Annotated in this window: 19 protein-coding genes and 1 pseudogene; 1 reads left to right on the top strand and 19 read right to left on the bottom strand. The window is 37.5% G+C overall.

Annotated elements, in window-relative coordinates:
- Positions 1–72: 72 nt before the first annotated feature.
- Positions 73–1,083, bottom strand: a complete 1,011-nt coding sequence (locus LPC09_RS11390; protein ID WP_098797011.1) for a TAXI family TRAP transporter solute-binding subunit — start codon at positions 1,081–1,083, stop codon at positions 73–75.
- Positions 1,084–1,462: 379 nt separating this feature from the next.
- Here LPC09_RS11390 and LPC09_RS11385 point away from each other — a divergent pair, with 379 nt between their 5' ends.
- A complete protein-coding gene (locus LPC09_RS11385) occupies positions 1,463–1,654 on the top strand; it encodes a DUF4177 domain-containing protein (RefSeq protein WP_212134830.1) in 192 nt (63 codons plus the stop codon).
- Positions 1,655–1,817: 163 nt separating this feature from the next.
- On the opposite strand, the gene LPC09_RS11380 is transcribed toward LPC09_RS11385, so the two are convergent.
- The 18 genes and pseudogenes from LPC09_RS11380 to LPC09_RS11295 all read right to left on the bottom strand — a co-directional run bounded on the left by LPC09_RS11380 (position 1,818) and on the right by LPC09_RS11295 (position 21,846).
- The gene (locus tag LPC09_RS11380; protein WP_121661688.1) at positions 1,818–3,140 is read right to left on the bottom strand and encodes a (Fe-S)-binding protein; all 1,323 of its coding nucleotides are present in this window, start codon (positions 3,138–3,140) and stop codon (positions 1,818–1,820) included.
- A pseudogene (gene glcD, locus LPC09_RS11375) lies at positions 3,137–4,548 on the bottom strand (glycolate oxidase subunit GlcD). The gene LPC09_RS11380 and the pseudogene glcD overlap by 4 nt, the downstream one beginning before the upstream one ends.
- Positions 4,549–4,630: 82 nt before the next feature.
- Positions 4,631–5,782 carry a CdaR family transcriptional regulator gene (locus LPC09_RS11370; protein WP_121661686.1) on the bottom strand — a complete coding sequence of 384 codons (1,152 nt, stop codon included), beginning with the start codon at positions 5,780–5,782 and terminating at the stop codon, positions 4,631–4,633.
- A gap of 161 nt (positions 5,783–5,943) precedes the next feature.
- A complete protein-coding gene (locus tag LPC09_RS11365) occupies positions 5,944–6,516 on the bottom strand; it encodes a DJ-1/PfpI family protein (protein WP_121661685.1) in 573 nt (190 codons plus the stop codon).
- 60 nt (positions 6,517–6,576) lie between these two features.
- Positions 6,577–7,302 (bottom strand): iron-sulfur cluster assembly protein, encoded by a 726-nt coding sequence (locus tag LPC09_RS11360; RefSeq protein ID WP_121661684.1) that lies wholly within the window; start codon positions 7,300–7,302, stop codon positions 6,577–6,579.
- Positions 7,303–7,332: 30 nt separating this feature from the next.
- Complete coding sequence (locus LPC09_RS11355; RefSeq protein WP_121661683.1) at positions 7,333–8,355, bottom strand: amidohydrolase family protein; 1,023 nt, start codon at positions 8,353–8,355, stop codon at positions 7,333–7,335.
- A 335-nt stretch (positions 8,356–8,690) separates the two neighbouring features.
- A complete protein-coding gene (gene hpf, locus LPC09_RS11350) occupies positions 8,691–9,248 on the bottom strand; it encodes a ribosome hibernation-promoting factor, HPF/YfiA family (RefSeq protein ID WP_121661682.1) in 558 nt (185 codons plus the stop codon).
- Positions 9,249–9,267: 19 nt separating this feature from the next.
- Positions 9,268–9,729, bottom strand: a complete 462-nt coding sequence (locus LPC09_RS11345) for a universal stress protein (RefSeq protein WP_121661681.1) — start codon at positions 9,727–9,729, stop codon at positions 9,268–9,270.
- Positions 9,730–9,865: 136 nt separating this feature from the next.
- Positions 9,866–10,843, bottom strand: a complete 978-nt coding sequence (locus LPC09_RS11340; RefSeq protein ID WP_231309539.1) for an agmatinase family protein — start codon at positions 10,841–10,843, stop codon at positions 9,866–9,868.
- Positions 10,840–12,102 (bottom strand): imidazolonepropionase, encoded by a 1,263-nt coding sequence (hutI, locus tag LPC09_RS11335; protein WP_121661679.1) that lies wholly within the window; start codon positions 12,100–12,102, stop codon positions 10,840–10,842. Before hutI ends, LPC09_RS11340 begins: the two co-directional genes overlap by 4 nt.
- Complete coding sequence (gene hutU, locus LPC09_RS11330; RefSeq protein ID WP_121661678.1) at positions 12,095–13,777, bottom strand: urocanate hydratase; 1,683 nt, start codon at positions 13,775–13,777, stop codon at positions 12,095–12,097. Before hutU ends, hutI begins: the two co-directional genes overlap by 8 nt.
- Positions 13,774–15,288, bottom strand: coding sequence for a histidine ammonia-lyase (hutH, locus tag LPC09_RS11325; protein ID WP_121661677.1), 1,515 nt, complete (start codon positions 15,286–15,288; stop codon positions 13,774–13,776). The genes hutU and hutH overlap by 4 nt, the downstream gene beginning before the upstream one ends.
- Before the next feature lie 119 nt (positions 15,289–15,407).
- On the bottom strand, positions 15,408–15,851 hold the full coding sequence (gene hutP / locus LPC09_RS11320) for a histidine utilization transcription antiterminator HutP (RefSeq protein ID WP_121661676.1): 444 nt from the start codon (positions 15,849–15,851) through the stop codon (positions 15,408–15,410).
- A gap of 154 nt (positions 15,852–16,005) precedes the next feature.
- On the bottom strand, positions 16,006–16,983 hold the full coding sequence (locus tag LPC09_RS11315) for an aromatic ring-hydroxylating dioxygenase subunit alpha (RefSeq protein ID WP_121661675.1): 978 nt from the start codon (positions 16,981–16,983) through the stop codon (positions 16,006–16,008).
- Between the two features lie 19 nt (positions 16,984–17,002).
- Positions 17,003–18,139 (bottom strand): BMP family ABC transporter substrate-binding protein, encoded by a 1,137-nt coding sequence (locus tag LPC09_RS11310; protein ID WP_231309538.1) that lies wholly within the window; start codon positions 18,137–18,139, stop codon positions 17,003–17,005.
- 72 nt (positions 18,140–18,211) lie between these two features.
- Complete coding sequence (locus LPC09_RS11305) at positions 18,212–19,141, bottom strand: ABC transporter permease (RefSeq protein ID WP_231309537.1); 930 nt, start codon at positions 19,139–19,141, stop codon at positions 18,212–18,214.
- A 57-nt stretch (positions 19,142–19,198) separates the two neighbouring features.
- Positions 19,199–20,308, bottom strand: coding sequence for an ABC transporter permease (locus tag LPC09_RS11300; RefSeq protein WP_212134815.1), 1,110 nt, complete (start codon positions 20,306–20,308; stop codon positions 19,199–19,201).
- Entirely contained in the window at positions 20,305–21,846 is a 1,542-nt protein-coding gene (locus tag LPC09_RS11295; protein ID WP_331275798.1) for an ABC transporter ATP-binding protein, read from the bottom strand. Before LPC09_RS11295 ends, LPC09_RS11300 begins: the two co-directional genes overlap by 4 nt.
- Between the last annotated feature and the right edge of the window lie 87 nt (positions 21,847–21,933).

Here is a 21,933-nt window from a genome sequence, read left to right as displayed (position 1 = left end):
GAACCATCCTTTAAAGCATTGCAAATGAAATCGATAGACCGCACCATGCGATCTACCGATTTTTTAACCATGTTATTTCGAAATGCCTTTTTCTTCAAAGTACTTAGCAGCTCCAGGATGAAGTTCCATATCTCCAATTCCTTCTAGTGCTGATTCAGGTGTAATGAACTCACCTTTTGCATGAGTGATTTGATCAGTGTTATCGAATAAAGCTTTTGTCATCTCATACACTAAGTTTTCATCAAGCTCTTTTGAAGCAACTAACATTGCCTTAACAGCAACTGTACTTACATCAGATTCGATGTTATACGTTCCACCAGGAACAGTGTCTGCCGCATAGTAAGGATATTTTTCTACTAGCTCTTGAACCTTATCTTCTGCGATTGGAACAATCACCACATCATCTTGTGCTGATAGTGCTTCAACAGCTCCAGTTGGAGTACCAGCTGTAATAAATGCAGCATCAATGTTACCAGCTTGAATACCATCTGTTGATTCATCAAATGATAGGTTTTGTGCTTTAATGTCATCAACAGTTAAGCCGTGAATTTCAAGAACTTGGATCGCATTGATGTAAGCTCCAGAACCTGGTGCACCTACAGAAACAGTTTTCCCTTTTAAATCTTCAACAGATGTGATTCCGCTATCAGCAGTTGTCACAAGCTGAACTGTTTCTGGGTAAAGTGAACCAATTGCTTGAACGTTATCAATCGGTGCATCTTTAAACATTTCTTTTCCTTCAAGAGCATATGAAGCAATGTCTGTTTGCGTGAAAGCAAGCTCTGCTTCGCCATTTCTTAATGTCTCCATATTCTCTGCAGATGCTCCTGATGTTTGTGGTGTTATGTTTGCATCTGTGTTTTCAGAAATGATGTTTCCGATTTGTCCACCAAGTGGATAATATGTACCACCAGTACCACCAGTTAAAAGACTAAGGTTTTGAGTTTCGCCACCTGTGTCATTACCTTCTTCTCCACCTGTAGCTCCCTCATCACCGCCTCCAGTCCCGCCGCCACATGCAGCAATGACCATCATAAGTGATAAGATCATGATGAACAGAAAACTACTACGAAATTTCTTCATCATATTTGTAAAGCCCCCTTTTATTGGTAATTTTGTGTAAACACATAATTATACTACCATAGGTAATGGTAGATTTGTCAAATGATATGTGAGATAGAGTGACATAGGTTAAGTAGGTAAAGTAGTTTTGGTTTGTAAGGGTTTTCTCTATCATTAACCTAATACCTTCAAAAGAAATTTATATGTTCTCTATCTTTTGAATATTGCTAAAATTATCTTAAAATATCGAATGATGTCGAATGAAAGAGTTTTTATATACTAGTAAAAGTGATCAATAGATAGCTTACTAGTTTTGATTTTTTGCACGATATAAGAAAAATGAAACGCATCTGATTCTTTATTCGTAGATAATAGGAGAAAAAACTAGGAGGAATGAACAATGTTTGAATATAAATTTGAAAAAGTTGAAATTGGGAAGTGGAGTGGTAAACCTAAGGCTGAATATCAGGAGATCATTGAACAACATGCAAAAGACGGTTGGAGACTGGTTCAAATTTTTGCACCCGGCACCGCTGCATATGGTTCAGCGGCATATTATGAGATCATTTTTGAGAAACTTGTTAGCTCTTAATATTTCATGACTGACTGTAGACAAACTCGAGATGATCAAGTTTGTTTACAGTCTTTTTTCGCAAGAAACACGAGCTTATCAAGAACGCCTTCAAAGCAATTAACCAAGACCGTGTTATTGAGAAAGCTGGAAAACCTAATAATCAGGCAGTTCCTTTTTGTCTTCACTCTTTAATTGATTCTGCTAGTAGCTCTGCCAAGTGAACCGCTCTTACTGAATCTTGTAATCCTTCTCTAATAATACCTAACCTCATTTGTAACAAGCACCCAGGGTTTGAAGTTACAATCGTCTGTGCTTTCGTTTCTTTTACCTTGATCATTTTATCATCTAATATCTGCATCGACATCTTTTGTTCCGTTAAATTATATACACCTGCAGAACCACAGCATTGATCAGCCCCTTTCATTTCTTTATAGAATGTACCATCAATGGCTCTAAGTAATTTTCTTGGTGCACTCGATGTTTTCATTACATTTCTTAAATGACAAGAATCTTGGTATGTAACCGTTTGATCAGGTAGTGATAAATAATGATCTTCATTAAATTTAAGTTCAATTAAAATTTCAGAAAAATCCTTTACTTTTTCGGCGAATTTTTCGGCTCTTTTCTGCCATTCAGGTTCATCTCTTAAAAGATGATCATATTCGATTAAAAGAGCACCGCAACCACCTGCATTAAGAACAATATCGTCTATATCTAAAGTTTCAAACGCTTCAATGTTTATTTTTGCAAGTTGTTTAGCGGTCTTTTTCTCACCACTGTGTGCATGTAGAGCTCCACAACAGCCCTGTTGTTCTGGAATAAAGATGTCACATCCCGCTTGTTGTAAAAGTTTTAACGTAGCATCATTTATTTTCATAAACATAGTGTCCATTAAACAACCGGAAAAAAAAGCTACTCTTCGCTTCGTTTGGTTCTTGGCTTTTAGATAAGTTGGCCTATTGTTCATTTCATTCTTAGAAGGAACTATAGGTAAAGCCTTTTCAAATTGTTCTAGGTTCCCAGGGAGTAATGACAGTAGCTTTGTTTTGTGAAAAAAGGTTTGAATACCACTTTGCTGATAAATTGAAAGAAGATGATGAACTTTTTTAATTCTTTCTTTTTTGGGAAATAGTTCATCAAATATAAAATGTCTTAAAACTCGGACTGGCCATGTATGTTTCTTTTTTTGTTGAATCACATCGCGTGCTTCTTCAAGTAAATGACCATATTTTACACCAGAGGGACAAACAGGTTCACAAGCGCGACAGCCTAAGCATTGATTTAACTGTCTTTCAATGGTTGCATCAGGCTCTATCAAACCGTCAACTACGCCTTTCATAAGGGCAATTCTTCCTCTGGGTGAGGAAGCTTCATATTGATTTGTCTGTCCATACGTTGGGCATGAAGGCAGGCAAAATCCACATCGCATACAATTCATGAGTTCATCATAATTTAATCGTTCTTGAAAACCTTTCTGAATGTCTTCCTTCACAGATTGTTTCATGTATTTACCACCACTCTTTTACGAGTATCTTTTGCAAACATTTTTCCAGGATTCATGATGCCGTTTGGGTCAAAAGCCTGTTTAATTGCTTTCATAACTGATACCCCACTATCTCCAATTTTCCATGCTAAATATGGTGATTTCATCTCTCCTACTCCATGCTCCCCCGTAATCGTGCCACCTAATTCTATTGCTTTTGAAAATATCTCTTCAAAAGCTAATTCTACTTTGTGAATTTCTTCAGTATCTCGAGCATCTGTTAAACAAGTTGGGTGCAAATTTCCATCTCCTGCATGACCAAAAGTACAGATTTTTAAAGAATATTTTTCTGCAATTTCATTAATCGCTGCAACCATTTCGCTTATTTTCGAGCGAGGAACAGTCGCATCCTCTAGAATGGTTGTTGGTTTTAAACGTGCGAGGGCAGATAATGCTGCTCTCCGTGCTGTACTTAAACCCTCAGCCTCTTCTTTTGTTTTCGCTAATTTTACTGAAACAGCATTTCCTTCATGACAAATTTTCAAAATATGTTGAACATCTCTGTCTACAATTTCGGAAGGACCATCTTGTTCAATTAACAGAACAGCCTTAACATCTGTTGGAAGACCGACTTTTGCAAATTCTTCCACTACCTCACATGTTGATTGATCTAGAAATTCTAATGTAGCTGGAATGATTTTATTCGCAATGATGGCGGATACCGTTTTAGCTGCAGCATCCATATCTTGAAATAAGGCTAACAGTGTTTTTTTCGTTTCGGGGATTGGTATCAACTTTAATGTAGCCTCGGTGACAATTCCGAGTGTACCTTCAGATCCAACGAATAAATTTGTTAAATCGTAACCAGCAACATCCTTTGCAAGCTTTCCACCTGTATGAACGACCTCTCCATTCGGAAGTACAACCTTAAGTCCTAATACATAATCCTTTGTTACTCCATATTTTAATCCTCGAAGACCACCAGAGCATTCATTTATGTTGCCGCCTACTGTTGAGATTTTCATTGAGCTTGGATCTGGTGGGTAAAATAATCCCTTTTCCTCTACGGCATGAATCATATCTAATGTAATAACCCCAGGTTGGACAGTAACTGTTAGATTGTCTTCATCAATTTCTAAAATTTGATTCATTCGGTTAAATGTTAAAACAATCCCTCCGTGCGTTGGACATGTACCAGCACTTAAATTTGTACCTGAACCTCTCGGGACAATTGGAATTTTGGCATCATTGCATAGTTTCATAATTTGCTGAATTTGAGAGTGTTTTCGGGCATGATTACAGCGTCTGGCAATGATTGAAAATTCGGTGTAGCGTCGTAAGAGTATACGAGTCTAGCCTCAGCTGTATCTTGAAAATATTTGTCTCCAACAATTTTTATAAATTGTTTTTTTATGGAAGTATCAAGCATTGAAATTCCCCCTACTTTATCTCTTTGACCTAATTATAATGGTAGAAAACGATGAGAACGATGGAGAAAAATACGAAAATAGCTAGAAAACATGTTGAGTTTTTGGTTGTTTATCTAATTGATAATAGGAAAGGGCAATATAAAATAAAGTTGTTCCTTCAGCACTTTTTGGATCGATGTTTGTTATATCTCTAATTTGTTTCAGTCGATAATGTAAAGTATTAATATGAATATGTAATGCATCAGCTGTATTCTTTAAAGATTGATTATAATAAAAATAAGTTTTTAAAGTTTCAATTAAATCATCGTCCTCTTTGATACTAGACAAAACTCGATGAATGAATTCATTTTTAGTCTTTTCGTTTATCTCCTCTAGAATAATCTCTAACAATAAAGAGTCGTAAAAGACAACAGAATTATTTTTTTCTGCGACTTTTAGAGCCTTTTTCGCTTCTTGATATGACGAATAAATATATTTGGATTCAACTGTTTTTCCTACACCGATTGATAAGTTTGTTTGGTGATGATTAGCAAAATATTGCTTACAAGTTTCTAGCATAAATTGTAATCCAGTCATTGAAATTACCCTTTTTGCGCTTTTTAATAATACAAATCGGTCTTGTCCCCATTGGACTAAATAGTCATCTTGATCTCTGAGTAACTCAGTTGTAAACCAACTATTTAATAAAAATTGGATGTTCTTTAATTTTTCTTGAGATAATTGAGAATCGAGTTGGATAAGGATACATAGATATGCATTGTTAAATGAGATTCCAAGAATCTCCCCTCGGTGAATAAATTCCTCATCAACGTCTTGATTGTATAACCATTCATAGAAAAAGGATTCTAGCCCTCTTGTTTTCCATTCTTTTTTTTCAATATAATTTGCCTCTCTGATGATGAGTTCTGTCATTCTTCTAATAAGTTCTGCAAAAGGTTCTATGTCTTTTGGAATCCCAGTTATTCCAATCACACCAATGACATCATTTTCATAGATAATCGGTAAATTAATTCCAGGTTTTACCCCCTGTAAATGAGTAGCGAATTCTTCATTAATATAAAGTTTTTTCTTTGTTTTCATCACGATATTTGCCCCTTCGTGAAAGGTTCCTACTCTATTTGAATCTGTCGAAGCGATAATGTAGCCATTCTGATCTACAACAATGGTATCTTCTGTCATTACAAGCTGTACTTCATTAACAATTTTTTTTGCTAATTCAGGGACAAGCCGCATATTAAAATCATATCCTTTGCATATTAGATTGAGAATAATCTCGATATAAAAATCTCTCACCTGCACAAGTCTGGAAACTAATTGTAAGCAATAGCAATATAAATAAACCCTTTTTAAAAAAGACTGTAGAGGAAACCTCCACAGTCTCTTGGATTATTCATTTATACGCTTGCTTCTTCCTTCACATTAAGAATATTGAAAAATTCTTTCATAAATCTTGGCAGGTCTGGCCAAGCATGACCTGTTACTAAATTGCCATCTACATGTAACATTTCTTCGATATATGTAGCTCCAGCAGCTTCAATTTCAGGACGACAAGCTGTATAGGCAGTCATTTCACGTCCTTTAATATGCTCACGAACAGTTGTAAGTACTTGTTGACCATGACATATAACTCCCATTGGTTTATCTTCTTTTAGAAAATGTGCAGTGATCTCTTGTACTTTTGGATTCATACGAATGTATTCCGGCGCACGTCCACCAGGGATAATAAGACCATCATAATCTGCAGGGTTAATGTCATCAACAGATGCATGAGATTCAATTTTATAGCCTAGTTTTTCAGTGAAAGTCTCCATTTCAGGAAGAAAATCATGACAGACGGTTTGAAGCTTCTTCTTCGTTGGAGAAGCGATTGTCACTGATATATTTTCTTCAATGCAGCGATAGTAAGGATAGTAAATTTCTAAGCAATCCACAGCATCACCAGTTACAATTAGTACATTTTTACTCATGTTTACAGTTCCCCTTTACAAATTAATTTTATATTAAGAATGCATTAACATTCTAAATATTCAGTTATTAATTGTGCTTTCTTGCTCTTTTATAGACGGCAGTTTGTATCTTGCTTCTAGTAAACCTCTACAATAGTGACCATTGAATTCCATGCTTAATCTTGTTCTTTTAGCACCAAGTAAATAATCTGAAAATGATTCAATAGTAAGGGATTCCCCTTCTGGTGTTGTGAAGGCAAGTGGACTAGAGTGATTGAAAAGGTTTTTCTTTTCAAAATACTTTGTCCTAATCAATTGACCTTCTTTTGATAGATTAAGAGATATTAAATCCGAATGTAATATACTGACGATCTTCTCCTTAGTCATGTCTAATTGATAAAGGAGGTGTTTGATCATTTTTTCTTGCCTTGCATAAAACGCCTTTATTTGAAATGTTTTACGTAGTTCATCCAAATCACCGTCAGACCCGCTAAAAGCGGTAAGTGATTCACTGAATGCTTTTCCTTTTGTAACACCTTGGTTAATTTCATTGGATGCACAGTGATCAATTAGGTTCACTTTTACTTCTTCCACCCAATTAAGTGATGATACATACTTATGAATATCCTCCGCCATGATGTAAGCAAAGTTTGGTGAGCACCAATAAGTCGGTAAACGAAAGATAACTTCCACAATTGAACCTTCAATGACGATATGATCGATAAATCCTAATTCTGTTAAGGGCTGATCAAGTTCCGGGTCGTATACTTGATCAAGCATTTGATATACTTGCTTCTCCTTTTCCATACGATCCCCTCTCCTTTTTCGGTTCAAGGTTTAAGCAAAATGATTAGCTAGCGAACAGTCTTTAAGTAACTTCTTATGGGCTTCAATGTCAATATTATATAAAGCTGCAACATTTTCACCTAAGATTTTCTTTTTTACATTCAAGTCCAGGTTTGCACCTGTTTCTTTTTGAATATCATCAGGTAGCTCCATTTCAATGAATTTCTCGATAAGCCAGCCAGGTTCCCAAATAGCATAGTCACTACCGAATAAAATACGGTCTTCTCCAATCCAATAGAGTAATTCACTAATAATTTCTGCAAAATAACGGGGTCTCGAATGAATAAACGGCATGGCAACAGCTAAACCACCATATACATTCTTTTCTTGTGTAGCAATCCAACAAAAATCTTCTAATCTAGGTAAACCAACGTGTTCAACAATGAAGTTTAAATCTGGAAAGGTGGATGCTGCATCATCAATATCTGCTACGTCAAATGCATCGCGATTTAGTGGAGTAATAGTAGGTCCTTTATGCACGTGAATATTCTTAATCCCAAGTTCTAAACATTTTTCTAAGTATCGCTTAGCCCATGGATCTGATAGTTTATATCCTTTTGAATCACCATACCAATCGGCTGTATATAGTTTTACCCCTTGCCAATTGTACTTTTCTTTATTTTCTTCTAATTGTTCAAGTCCACGTTCTCCGTGTCTTGGATCAAATGTACCGTTACAAATAAATCGATTTTTATATTTCTTTGCCAATTCCTCATTTGCATCAAAATCTCCAAATCCATTTTTATAAAATTCTTTTAAATATACAGGTTGGAAAATGGCGATGTCTGAATATCCCTTGATAAAAACATCCTTCACGAGTGTTTCAGGGTCGTATTTTAAAAATTTTTCCTTTGGCCAAATATACTCATCTGGACTTAAGTTAGTATGATAATCATAGAAGCAACTTATAAATTGATCACCGTGAATGTTCAACTGATTTTCTTTACTGCCATCCCATAAAGCAATATGAGCATCAATGATAAAAATCTCTTCACCATTTGGCAATTTATACATTTCCAATCCCCCTCATATTTTATTTAGTATCAAAATATGTTACCGCTTACAATAGATCTTGTAATTTATTGTAGTCTACTATTTTTTAATAAGATATGTAGTTTCACTCAAAATTTCAGTTATTTTAAAGGGAGTTCTTTGTATAATCATCTAACTTACTAGGATTGAACTTATTATACTAAATAACAAGAATAATATAAATGAGAAATGGAGGAGTTACCTAAAAAAATAGTGTTTCTAACATTTATCTTCAATTAGACAAGAATGGTCATTCTCCAATCTAAAAAGGAACTGCCATATATCAGCAATTCCCTCTTATGAGGAACTTTCTTAAATTACATGTTCACAGCAATTTTTTCATCAGAAATAATCAACCCATACTGACCGTTTTTCCGTTTGTATACGATACTAAATTGATCTGTTTCCGCATCTTGATAGACAAAGAACTGATGATCTAGTAAATTCATTTGTAGTATCGCTTCTTCTGTACTCATCGGTTTGAATTGAAATTGTTTAATACGAACAATTTCCTCTTCCTCTTGCTCTGCTGTCGGGATTTCAAACACTGGAGCTTGTTCAATTATTTTTCCTTTTCGCAGCTTACGATTTCTTCTTGTTTTGTATTTACGAATTTGTCTTTTTAATTTTTCTTCTACTAGATCAATAGATTGATACATATCGTTTGTTTTTTCTTCTGCTCGAATGGTTATATCACCAAGATGAATAGTTACTTCAATACAGTGATTATTTTTGAAGGTAGATAAATTAATATGAATTTGGAAAGTTGTTGTGTCTTCAAAATAGTGCTCCATAACCAAACCAATTTTTTGATCAACATAGGTTTTTAAAGCTTCGGTTAATTCAAGATTTTTGCTGTGAATAATTAGATTCATTACTACTCCTCCTAAAACTTTATTCTTCTTCTTTTTCTGTTCGAACGATCAATACATCGCAGTTTGCGTATCGTAAAATGTGTTCAGATACACTTCCGACAAATATTCTTTCAACGGCGTTCATTCCTGTTGCACCACAAACGATTAAGTCCACCTTCTTTTCAGGTGCAATTTCTTTTGCAATCTTTACTTTTGGAGAGCCATATTCGATAATTGCTTCTACATTTAATAACCCGTTTTCAATTGCGATATTTTTATATTTTGTTAATAGAGAATGTGAAAAATTTTCAGCATGTTCAATAAATGCTGGTTCGATTGGTAACCCATAGGATGTTAACACTACTTCTCTTGAATCAATAATTGTACACAATATTAAGTGTGCATGGTTTCTTTTTGCGATACTAACGGCCTTTCGAAAAGCCCACTCAGCTTCTTTTGATCCATCAATTGCAACAAGGATATTCTCATAGACCATATTCATGATCATCTCTCCCTACTTTTCTTTTAAGGAAGGTTCTTCCTATGAGTTAAGTTTACCTTGTTATAATGGATAGCTCGGTGATATTTCTCACACCCTGAATAAAAAAACAGCCCATCTTTAAAATGAGCTGTCCCCCCTATTCCTTATCTTGCAACACACACCCCGTTACATACTGAAGCCATGCATAACAGCCAATCTTCACTGTTTCTTGAACAGATGAATCCTTACTTGGATCTAAACAAACAAAATCTATATGTTTAACGGCTGGTTCCTTCCCAATTTCTATTAAGCTATCAAATAATTCTGATGTGCTCATACCTCCCGGTGTAGAGGCTGGTACTCCAGGAGCAAAGGAAATATCAAGAACATCCATATCAACGGTAACGTAAATTCGGTCAACACAGTTTGATAAATGCTGAAGAGATTCTTTCACTGTTTGGGAAACACCTTCTTTTCTCGCTGCTTGTAAGGTAATGATGTTGATGCTATGTTTCTTTGCGTAATCAATAAGTGATTTTGCATTAAAATAACCGTGTGGCCCGATATTCATTATATGCTTTCCCATAACAGTATTGTCGTCAATCAACTGACGTATGGGGGTTCCATTCGCCGGACCTAATATTCGTGGATCTCGAACATCAAGATGGGTATCAAGCTGTAAGATCCCGATTTTCTCAAATGGATACATTTCTTTGATTCCTCGAACAGCACAAGCAGTTGTTGAATGATCACCACCTATCATACATATTCGAGAAGTTGGATAACATTTGGTGAGGTATGCGGTTGTTTGCTGAATTCTTTGATGTGACAATGGAATATCTGTTGTATGCATGTCAATATCACCTGCATCGGCAACATTAAAAGAAGCAAGATCCACATCTTCATCAATGTTATAAGTGCTAAAACTTTTCCACATTCTTCGAAATTCAGAAGGATATAATGATGCGCCTGAAACACTAATGGATGAACGAGAAATTGGTGCACCGTATACGATTAAATCTGGTATGTCCTGAAAGCTTTGAAGTGACTTAATCCATTGAGAAACTGATGTTGGGTTTTCATCACTAAAAGAATTCCAAGACCATTCTGGTGGTTTCAGCCAATGCTTTTTCATCTGTCTACCACCTTCACACCCTTTTTCCACACCGTTTTCACATGATTAACACCGAATAGATATTGTAATTCTTGATAGTTTTTTACCTTCCAGCGTACAATATCAGCTTGCTTTCCAGCTTCTAAAGAACCAACTTTATGCTGTTGGTTAATAGCACAAGCTGCATTATAGGTTGCTGCGGTTAAGGCCTCGGCAGGTGTTAACCTCATATTAATACAGGCAAGGTTCATCACAAGTGGCATGGAAGTAGTTGGTGAAGAACCTGGGTTGCAATCGGTTGAGATAGCAACCGGCACACCATGATCAATCATTTTTCTCCCTTGTGCTGATTGTTCGCGAAGATAAAGAGCAGTAGCAGGTAGTAAGCAAGCAATCGTTCCTGCTTCAGCCATCTTTTCGATTCCTTGATTTGATGTTTTAAGTAAATGTTCAGCGGAGATCGCTCCTACCTCTGCAGCTAGTTCTGCACCTTTGGTATTAACAATTTCATCTGCATGTATCTTTGGTATCAAGCCATAGTGCTTTCCAGCCTCTATTATTCGTTTAGATTGCTCACATGTAAAAACTCCTTTTTCACAAAAAACATCGATAAATTGTGCAAGATTTTTCTGTGCAATAACTGGTAACATGTCATAAATAATAAAATCGACGTACTCTTCTTCACGACCTTTAAATTCTTTTGGCACTGCATGTGCTCCCATAAAGGTTGCTACCAAATCAATGCTGTGCATTTGTTGAAGCTCTTTCATGACTTTGAGTTGCTTTAGCTCTGTTTCAAGGTTTAAGCCATATCCGCTTTTTCCTTCAATTGTTGTTACACCATGCTCCAAGAAGGAATTTAGGCGGGTTATTGTTTGTTGAATTAATTCCTTTTCCGTTGCCTCTCTCGTCATGCTAGTTGTAGCATGAATTCCTCCTCCCTCATTCATGATGTCCATGTAGGTTGAGCCTTGCAGCCTCATTTCAAATTCCCGTTCCCTGCTGCCACCATAAACAACATGTGTATGAGGATCAACTAAGCCTGGTGTTACCAAGCTATTTGAGGCATCTATGATTTCAGCGGAGTCTATTACGTCTCTATAAGTATTCCTCAGTTCGTCTGTTGTACCAACTGCTTTGATAACCCCTGATTCAATCCATAAGCTACCATCTTCAATAATACCGAGCTCAGACATAGCTGTTTTTGAACGAGGTCCATCTATATTTGAAGCAAGTGTAGCCAATTGAGCAGCATGTTTGATCCAGATCGGCTTACTCACAAGAATCAACTCCCTTTTCAAGCATTGGCATTTGAATGTTATGATGGTGAGCTGTTTTCATTGCAAGCTTGTAGCCAGCATCAGCATGGCGAACAACACCCATACCTGGATCTGTTGTGAGTACACGTTGAATTCTTTGATCAGCTTCTTTCGTGCCGTCCGCTACAATAACAACACCTGCATGTAAGGAATATCCCATTCCAACTCCACCACCATGATGAACAGAAACCCATGTGGCACCACCAACCGCATTGATCATTGCGTTTAAAATTGGCCAATCTGCCACAGCATCTGAGCCATCCTTCATTGCCTCAGTTTCACGGTTTGGCGAAGCTACCGAGCCTGCATCTAAATGGTCCCGCCCAATCACAATTGGTGCTTTTAGTTCGCCACTTGCTACCATGTTGTTTAAAATTTTCCCGAATTTTGCCCGTTCGCCGTAGCCTAACCAGCATATCCGCGAAGGTAAGCCTTGAAATTTAATTTTTTCCTGAGCCATTTTAATCCAATTACATAAGTGCTTATTTTCACTGAACGTACGCATTATCGCTTCATCTGTTTTATAAATATCCTCAGGATCACCTGATAATGCTACCCAGCGAAAGGGACCTTTTCCTTCACAAAATTGCGGGCGAATATAAGCTGGTACGAAACCTGGGAATTTATAAGCATTTTCTACTCCTTCGTCTTTAGCGACCTGACGAATATTGTTTCCATAATCAAAGGTGACCGCTCCTTTATCCATTATTGTGAGCATGGCTTTTACATGACTGGCTATAGAAGCTTTCGAAAGCTTTACATATTCTTTTGGATTTGTAATTCGTAGCTGAGCTGCTTGCTTCAGGGACATTCCTGTGGGGATATATCCGTTCAATGGATCATGAGCAGAGGTTTGATCAGTCAAAATATCTGGAATAAAATTACGTTCAATCATGTTATATAACAGTTCAGATGCATTACCTAGTAAACCAATTGATAATGCTTTACCAGTTTTCTTCGCTTCTTCGGCTACATGTATCGCTTCCTCTGTTGAATAAGCTTTTACGTCCAAATAACCCGTTGTTATTCTCCGGTCAATTTTTCTTTCATCTACTTCGATTGCAAGACAAACCCCGCCATTCATCGTAACAGCAAGAGGTTGTGCCCCACCCATTCCTCCAAGTCCTGAGGTTAACGTAATCGTCCCTTTAAGAGAAGAGTGAAAATGTTGTTTTGCTAATTCAGCAAATGTTTCATATGTGCCTTGAACGATACCTTGGGAACCAATATAAATCCAGCTGCCCGCCGTCATTTGACCGTACATCATAAGTCCTTGTTGGTCGAGTTCATGAAACGTATCCCAGTTTGCATAAGCCGGAACAAGATTGGAATTGGCCATCAAAACACGCGGCGCATTTTCATGTGTTTTAAAAATAACAACAGGCTTACCAGATTGAATGAGCAGTGTTTCATCATTTTCTAATGATTTTAGAGATGTGACGATTGTATCGAAACTTTCCCAATTTCGTGCAGCTTTCCCAATTCCACCATATACAACAAGCTCCTCAGGATTTTCGGCAACATCTTGATCTAAATTATTCATTAACATCCGAAGAGCAGCCTCTTGTTGCCATCCTTTTGTATTGAGTTTTGTACCTCTATATCTTTTTATTTTCTCCACATAGTTTGAATTCATTTTGTTCCCTCCAGGCTAGTTGGTATTGATGTTGCTCCGAGCTTTAACCAATGTTGCATTGCTTCTATATCGATCGAAAAAACTCGATCATTTACGATGGATGGAACAACCTGTCTTGCTTCTTCATAAAATTTCCTTGTAACGGTTGACATCTTTTGAACACCACGAAATTCAGCCGCTTGAATACTGCAAATTGCTTCTACCGCTAGCACTCGCCGAGTATTTGTAATAATTTGATAAGCGTGTCGTGACGCGATTGTTCCCATACTAACGTGATCTTCTTGATTAGCTGATGAAGGAATACTATCAACACTAGCCGGATGTGCTAATGTTTTGTTTTCCGAGACTAGTGAGGCAGCGGCATATTGCATAATCATCGCACCTGATTGTAGACCAGGCTCAGGACTTAAAAAGGCTGGTAAATCATTTAGTTGAGGATTTACTAATCTTTCAATTCGTCGTTCAGAGATATTGGCTAATTCTGCAATGGCGATCTTTAAAAAGTCCATAGCAAAGGCAATCGGCTGGCCATGAAAGTTTCCACCAGACAATACCTTTTCATCACCAAGAAAAAGTAACGGATTATCTGTTGCTGCATTCATTTCAATTTCAAGTTTTTCTTTCACATAATTTAACGCTTGCCATGTAGCCCCATGAACTTGCGGAATGCACCTAATTGAATAGGCATCTTGTACGCGAATGTCTCCTTGTCTCGTCGTTAGTAGACTATCAGATAAATAGGATCTAATTCGGTTCGCTACGTCAATTTGCTCTTTATATCCACGAGCAAGATGAATATCCTCATCAAAAGCATCCAGAATTCCCCTTAAACCCTCTATGGTTACAGCCGAGATTAAGTCAGCTTGATAGGCTAACTTTTCTGCCTCTAGATAGGCAACTACGCCCATTGCGGTCATCGCTTGAGTGCCATTAATAAGGGCTAGCCCCTCCTTTGCTGTAAGGGTTATTGGGGAAAGCGATTCTTGCTCTAGTGCTTGAATTGCTGTTGTTTTTTGACCTTTATACAGCACATCACCTTCTCCTATTAACACGAGAGCAAGATGTGAAAGTGGAGCTAGATCACCACTTGCGCCCAAAGAGCCTTGTTGTGGAATAATAGGATGAATTTCGGCATTTACCAAATCAATTAATCTTTCAATGATAATAGGACGTACACCCGAAAAACCTTTGAGTAAGGCATTGGCACGTAAAACAAGCATTGCTCGTGAAACAACTTCTGGAAACGGATCACCAATTCCGCATGCATGTGAACGAATTAAATTGAGTTGAAGGAGCTCAACGTCTTCTTTTTCAATGAACACATCACTAAATTTCCCGAATCCTGTAGTAATACCATAAACAACTTTTTCCTCGGAAACGATTTTTTCAACCGCTTTTCTGCTTGCCACCACACGTTTTAAGCTTTCATCCGAGAATCCAACTTCTTCTCCTTCAAATAGGATTTTTAGTAAAGTAGAAAAGCTTAAGCTTTCTCCATCTAGCAAAATCATCTTTACGACTCCCCTCCTGCCCTTTAGTTGATTAAAGGGTCAATAAAAAAGGGAGCTATATCAATGAAATCAAAGATTTCATGATATAGCCCCCTGCTTATCTATTAACTATGGGCACTTTATATATGATTAATACCAAGGCCAATCGTTTCATGCTCGGAGCCTTTTACTGGAGCTCCGATCGTTCCGTATAACGAGACAGCAATCCAATCTCCTTCTTGCTCATGATCATATGGATTGCCACGTAAAACCGCGAAAGAAAGTCCAACGGTTCGTAACACTGAACCTAACTGTACTTGACCTCGCGTTACACCATGTAAGGCTTCCATAATCGCATGATATAATGCATGTGATTCACGATAAACATCAGACTGAATGATGCCATTTTTCTTTGCTGCTGTTTCAATAGATGCAACGACTTTATTCGCCTCCATCGAACCCACTTTCCCCAAACAGCCCCTCCATTTGTTTTGTTGAAGGAATTGAAGCTGTTCGTTAGGATTTTCAGATAACAACAGCATAATTGCATTTCGTCCAATTAATCGATTTTTACTTAATGCCATAATAACAACTCTTTCTTTTCATCTAATGTCTAGTATCTAAAATTATCCTATGCATGTGTTTGTTCTTTGAGTACTATATTTTAAAAAAATAATAGAGTAAGAGGATTCGATATACGAAAAAAGAAAGGCTTTCACAGCCTTCCTACATTTATTTTTATGCAGTTCCAAATGATAATCCTACTTCTTTTAACATTTTTCTGTAGGCAATACTAACTCTATCGCTCTTTAAATGTAGCTCTGCTTGAAGATCAAGTGGAAGTAACTCTGGTTTTTGATTTTCTACAATAATTTTGTCTTGTTCAATTAAAAGGTCTTGAAAATCCACAAATACCTTTTCATCTTCATCGAGCGCATAATTGCGTTCCATAATCATAAACGCTTTACTTTTTTCTTCATTTACTGGTGAAACGATAAGATAAAGATCAAAAAACTCTTCAGAATGATCAATTCTTTTTGTAAACCCTGCACAAAGTGGATGAAAGACTTTATACGTGTATTTTGCATGGACGCCATGCCCTCTTCCATCTGGATCTGGTTGATAAATGTCGATTTCATCAGAAACTAGAACTCCATCTTGCTCATGCACCTCATAATCACCAATTTCAGGAAACTGACTGTCTCCAAGAAGTCCTTCATGAACGAACATAAGATGTGAAACGTCTAGGAAATTTTCAACAACCCGTGGCCCTGCTGCATTGATTTCATAAGGCCCCATTTCAACACGAACCAATTCATTGCCCACATTTTCTTCACCAATAGCGGGGTGATGTTCTGGTTGACCCAGGCAGACCCATACTAACCCGGCTTCTTCAACACAATGATAAGTAATGGCTTTTGCCTTTCTTGGTATCGCCTTTCCTATTGGCATTGCTGGGATTTTTGTGCATGTTCCACACGTATTATAGGTCCATCCATGATATGGACAAACAATTGCATCATTCACAACCTTACCTAATGACAGTGGTACTCCGCGGTGAATACATAAATCTTTAAAAGCATGCACACCTTGAGACGTACGAAATATGACAATCTTTTCACCAAGAACTTCAGCAGCCTTTGGAAGATCAGCTAACTCTTTCGATAATAGGACCGGATGCCATTGATGAAACAAAACAGGATCTTTCACTTGCATGACATGTCATCCTTTCCGATTATTCTGGAATTGTTCCTTTTACACCTTTAACAAACCAGTTCATACTAAGAATTTCTTCAAGAGGAATTGTTTCTCCCTCATCGAGCTTAATTTCTCCTGACTGATCATAAATCGGACCACTAAATACCTCAAAAGTTCCATCAATGATTTCTTGTTTTTTCGTATTAACAGCATCCTGAACATCCTGTGGTACATTTTTACCGAATGGAGCTAAATCCACCATTCCTTCTTTTAAACCTCCATAATAGGAATTCGTTTCCCATGTCCCATCTATTACACTTTGCACAACATCAACATAATAAGGTCCCCAGTTAAGAGTTGGATTCGTTACATAAGTCTCAGGAGCGTATTTGTTCATGTCAGAGTCATTCCCCATTCCCCAAACCCCTCGTTCAGCAGCAGCTTGTATACCCGCTGGTGAATCTTGGTAGTTTGCTAGAACATCAACACCTTCATCTAATAGTGTCATAGCTGCCTGTCTTTCGGTTGCAGGATCAAACCATGTATTACTCCAAACAACTGAAACTTCAATATCAGGATTTACACTTTGTGCACCTAATGTGAAAGCATTAATTGTGTAAATAACCTCTGGTATTGGGAAGGCACCAACATAACCAATTTTATTGTTTTCTGTTAACTTTCCAGCCGCAATCCCAGCTAAATATCCGGGCTGATACCCTTTCCCTTGGTATGTACCCAGGTTTTCAGCGGTTTTATAACCAGTTGCATGCATAAACACAACATCAGGATATTTTTTAGCTACATTCACAGTTGGATCCATATATCCAAAGCTTGTTGTAAAAATAATGTCATGATCTTGAGCAAGTTCTTCAATAACACGTTCAGCATCAGGCCCCTCCGGAACATTTTCTACTGTTGTCGAGGTAATACCAAATGTTTCATCAACCATTTGTCTTCCTTTATCGTGCTCGAACGTCCAACCTCCATCACCAGGTACACCAATATAAACAAAGGCTACTTTTGGTAATTCCTCTGTTTCTGATTCTGTTTTTGTTGCTTCTGTTTCTTCTTCTGTTGTCTCAGGTTCAGCAGGCTGTGAAGACTCCTGAGAACAAGCAACAATAACCATGAACATCATGATCAATACAAATAAGCCCATTATTTTTTTCTTCAACTCAATATCCCCCTTATTTTTAAAAAATATATTCAATTACCGGATACACCACCTCCTTAAGTGATCTGATCATTAAAATCGTTGCTCGCGGAAATACGGAACTCCTAATGACTTTGGTTCAATCGGAGGTTTGTTTCTGTTTTTCCAGCCAACAAACATTAAGACTACAATCGTTGCAAGATAGGGAATCATTTTCAGAAAATAAGATGGAACCGGTATTTCAAATAGTTGAATACGAAAACCAAGTGCATCAAGGCCACCGAAAAAATAGGCGCAAAATAATGCGTAGATAGGATTCCAGCGAGCAAAGATAATTAAAGCAATCGCAATCCATCCTCTTCCAGCTGTCATTCCTTCTATCCAGTTCGGTGAATAGGCCATGATGAGATAAAATCCTGATAGTCCCATAAGCATCGAGCCGAAAATGACGTGAAAATAACGAAAACCTGTTACTGAAATCCCCATCACATCTGTAGTTGAAGGACTATCACCAACCGCTTTTAAATGAAGGCCCCATGAAGTTTTGTACATATATAAATAAAGAACAATCGTTAACACGATACTCATCCAAATGAAAAGATCGAGGTTTGAAAACACCTTACCGATCACAGGGATGAACTCCAGCCAACTTAGCTCCACCTTCGGAACGGAAACCGGTAACGCAATTCCCGCTACAGATTTACCTAAATACGCACTCAGTCCCGTACCGAATAAAGTGATCGCTAACCCACTCACAATTTGATTAGCACCTAAACTAATACTTAAAAATGCATGAATAAGTCCGAGGAATCCTGAGGCTAATAAGCAGGCAATAAATGTTACGAACAAGCTTTCGGTTTCAATAAAAACAATACATGACATGACTGCCCCAATTAGCATAATGCCTTCAGTGCCAAGATGTATGACGCCTGCTTTTTCACTTAAAATTCCTCCTAGTACTGCAAACAGCAATGGTGTACCAGATGATATGGCTGCTGTTAAGAGCAAAATGAAAACATCCATTGTCGTGCCTCCCTTCCTTATTTTTTTAATAAACGAAAATCACGGTTATCTTGTTTCTTACTTTTTCACACGAAATTTGCTAAGCATTTCTCCACCAATTAAGCAAAATAAAATGGCACCTTGAAGCATTAGGGACATAGAAGATGGTAGGCCAATGGTTTGAACACTATAACCACCGACTATTAAGCCACCAATAAAAATCGACGAAACAATCATTGCCCATGGATTTAATCTGGCAAGCCATGCAACGATAATAGCTGTGTATCCATAACCTGGTGAAATACCATACATGAGCCTTCCTGCAACACCAGATACCTCAATCATTCCAGCTAACCCTGCCATCCCTCCGCTAATCATCATAACTAGGAGAATGTGTTTATTAATTTTGATACCGGCGTATTTAGCCGCTGATGGATTAGCACCTAATACTCTTAATTCATAGCCCCAACGGGTTTTTAAAATGAGAAATGCAAATAAAACAACCGCGATTATTGCAAACAATACTCCAATATGAAGTCGAGTATCACCTATTGTGGCAAGTAATTGTGAAGGTAAAAACATTGGAGTTCCAGGAAAATTAAAGCCTTCAGGATCTCTCCATGGTCCAAAAACAAAATAATCTAACAGCAAGAGAGCGATATAGTTCAACATCAAGGAAGTAATCAGTTCATTTACTTGAAAATAGGTACGAGGTAAGGCGGTAAGTAATCCCCATACAGCACCAGCTACTATTCCGACGATGACCATAAGTGGGATATAAACGATTCCAGGCAAGTTTGGAAAGTAAATGGTGATAGCTGTTGCTCCAATTGCTCCTAGTAAAAATTGCCCTTCTGCACCAATATTCCAGATCGATATTCGGTAAGCAATGGCCACACCGAGCCCACAAAGTAAAAGAGGGGTCGCTTTTACAAGTGTTTCACTTATACCAAAAGCAGAGCCAAATGCACCTTGCAGCATTTTTCCATAAACCGTAATGGGATTCATCCCGTCGATTGCAATAAACACAGCACAAATAAATAAAGCTATAAGTATTGATAAAAGTGGTACAAACCAGCTGCTCGACTTTTTATGTGGGTCATATTCTAATCGAAAAGGCAATTCTAGTTTCTTTTTAGAACCCTGTATTTCAACAGCAGCTTGTTCAGCAGATGTTTTTTGATTCATAAAACAGCTCCTTCCTTCCGCTCATCCAAACCAGCCATAAGTTGGCCAATATACTCTTTTTCAGCTTTTGCCCGAGAGATGACGCCGTTCACTTTTCCGTTATATAAAACTAAAATTTTATCGGACAATTTCATTACTTCATCTAAATCTTCCGATATGAGTAAAATGGCACCTCCTGAAAGCTTAAGATTTAGCAACATCTGATGAACAGCTTCTGTAGCTCCAACATCCAACCCCTGTGTTGGATGTACAGCAATCATCAGCTTCGGCTCTTGATCAATTTCTCGTGCGAATAATAGCTTTTGCTGATTACCACCTGAAAGCTGACGAACAGGGCTATGTAGGTCAGCTGTTTTAACATCAAATGTTTCAACTAATTTTCTTGACCATTCACTATTTTGTTTCTTTTGGAGAAGACCCCATTTTGTACGTTTAGTTGTTCGATATGTTTTTAATAGTAAGTTATCAACTATTCCTAAGCTTCCTGCTAAACCACTTTTCATACGATCCTCAGGAATATGGGCAATTCCTTTATCTATTAAACTCTGAACGGTAGGAGAAATTAGTTGTTCTTGATTAAACATGATGGATCCGCTTTTCCACGGGATAAGCCCTGTTAACGTTTCGGCAAGTTCCTTCTGTCCATTTCCTGCAACACCAGCCACCCCCACAATTTCATGTTCATGAATCGTAAAGCTAACTTGATCAATCGAAAGCACCCCACGCTCTCCTTGAACGGAAAGATTTCGCACTTCTATAACTGGTTTTCCGATTGGCTCTGATGTAACTGTTACCCCTTTTGTACGTAAGGCTCCGACCATCAATTGCGCTAACTCTTCAACTGACGTATCAGCACGATTTCGGTGAGCAATCATTTTTCCTTTTCGCATAACAGAAATTCGATCTGAAACCTCCATCACTTCTTTTAGTTTGTGAGTTGTGATGATCATTGTTTTCCCATGTTTTTTTAGGTTCTTCATCGTTTGAAATAATTGCTCTGCTTCGAAAGGAGTCAGAACAGATGTAGGCTCATCGAAAATAATGATGTCAGCACCCCGATAAAGTGTTTTTACAATCTCTACACGCTGTTGCTCTCCAACGGATAATTGCCAGATTGGAACATTTGTAGGAAACTTTAGTCCATATTGCTCTGAGATTATTTCTATTTCTTCGCTCTTTTTCTTCAACCAAGAGGGGCCTCGCCATATTTGGCCCTTTTCACCAAGAATAATATTTTCAATGGCTGTTAGTGTATCGACCAAACGGAAGTTTTGATGAACCATTCCAATCCCTAATTCCATTGATTCCTTTGGCGAACGAATCTGACATGTTTTACCATGTATAGAAATAGTGCCACTATCTGCTTTATAAATACCGGAAAGCATGCTCATAATGGTACTTTTCCCTGCACCATTTTCACCTAATAAGGCATGAATCTCCCCTTTTTTGACAGAAAAGTTAACAGAATCACTGGCAACTACCGAACCAAACTTTTTCACAATATCTTGCATTTCGATCGCTAGATGTGTTTGTTTCAAGGATTATCCACCTCTTACTTCAGATAATATTTTTGGAATTTTCTAAATTATCCTTCACTAAAGAGGTTCAGTCTATGATTGTGTAGG

Source organism: Metabacillus sp. B2-18 (genome assembly GCF_021117275.1).
Taxonomy (GTDB): domain Bacteria; phylum Bacillota; class Bacilli; order Bacillales; family Bacillaceae; genus Metabacillus.
This window is presented reverse-complemented; position numbering and strand designations above follow the sequence as displayed.

Coding starts and splice junctions, on each gene's coding strand:
- hutP (WP_121661676.1), bottom strand. CDS start 15,851: ATGGCATTAAGTAAAAATCGATTAATTGGACGAAATGCAATTATGCTG.
- LPC09_RS11340 (WP_231309539.1), bottom strand. CDS start 10,843: ATGAAAAAGCATTGGCTGAAACCACCAGAATGGTCTTGGAATTCTTTT.
- LPC09_RS11370 (WP_121661686.1), bottom strand. CDS start 5,782: ATGCGGCTTGTCCCTGAATTAGCAAAAAAAATTGTTAATGAAGTACAG.
- hutH (WP_121661677.1), bottom strand. CDS start 15,288: ATGATTTTGCTAGATGGAGAAAGCTTAAGCTTTTCTACTTTACTAAAA.
- LPC09_RS11300 (WP_212134815.1), bottom strand. CDS start 20,308: ATGAATCAAAAAACATCTGCTGAACAAGCTGCTGTTGAAATACAGGGT.
- LPC09_RS11305 (WP_231309537.1), bottom strand. CDS start 19,141: ATGGATGTTTTCATTTTGCTCTTAACAGCAGCCATATCATCTGGTACA.
- LPC09_RS11390 (WP_098797011.1), bottom strand. CDS start 1,083: ATGAAGAAATTTCGTAGTAGTTTTCTGTTCATCATGATCTTATCACTT.
- LPC09_RS11315 (WP_121661675.1), bottom strand. CDS start 16,983: ATGCAAGTGAAAGATCCTGTTTTGTTTCATCAATGGCATCCGGTCCTA.
- hpf (WP_121661682.1), bottom strand. CDS start 9,248: ATGAATCTAATTATTCACAGCAAAAATCTTGAATTAACCGAAGCTTTA.
- LPC09_RS11345 (WP_121661681.1), bottom strand. CDS start 9,729: ATGAATATGGTCTATGAGAATATCCTTGTTGCAATTGATGGATCAAAA.
- LPC09_RS11365 (WP_121661685.1), bottom strand. CDS start 6,516: ATGAGTAAAAATGTACTAATTGTAACTGGTGATGCTGTGGATTGCTTA.
- LPC09_RS11355 (WP_121661683.1), bottom strand. CDS start 8,355: ATGTATAAATTGCCAAATGGTGAAGAGATTTTTATCATTGATGCTCAT.
- LPC09_RS11385 (WP_212134830.1), top strand. CDS start 1,463: ATGTTTGAATATAAATTTGAAAAAGTTGAAATTGGGAAGTGGAGTGGT.
- LPC09_RS11360 (WP_121661684.1), bottom strand. CDS start 7,302: ATGGAAAAGGAGAAGCAAGTATATCAAATGCTTGATCAAGTATACGAC.
- hutU (WP_121661678.1), bottom strand. CDS start 13,777: ATGAATTCAAACTATGTGGAGAAAATAAAAAGATATAGAGGTACAAAA.
- LPC09_RS11380 (WP_121661688.1), bottom strand. CDS start 3,140: ATGAAACAATCTGTGAAGGAAGACATTCAGAAAGGTTTTCAAGAACGA.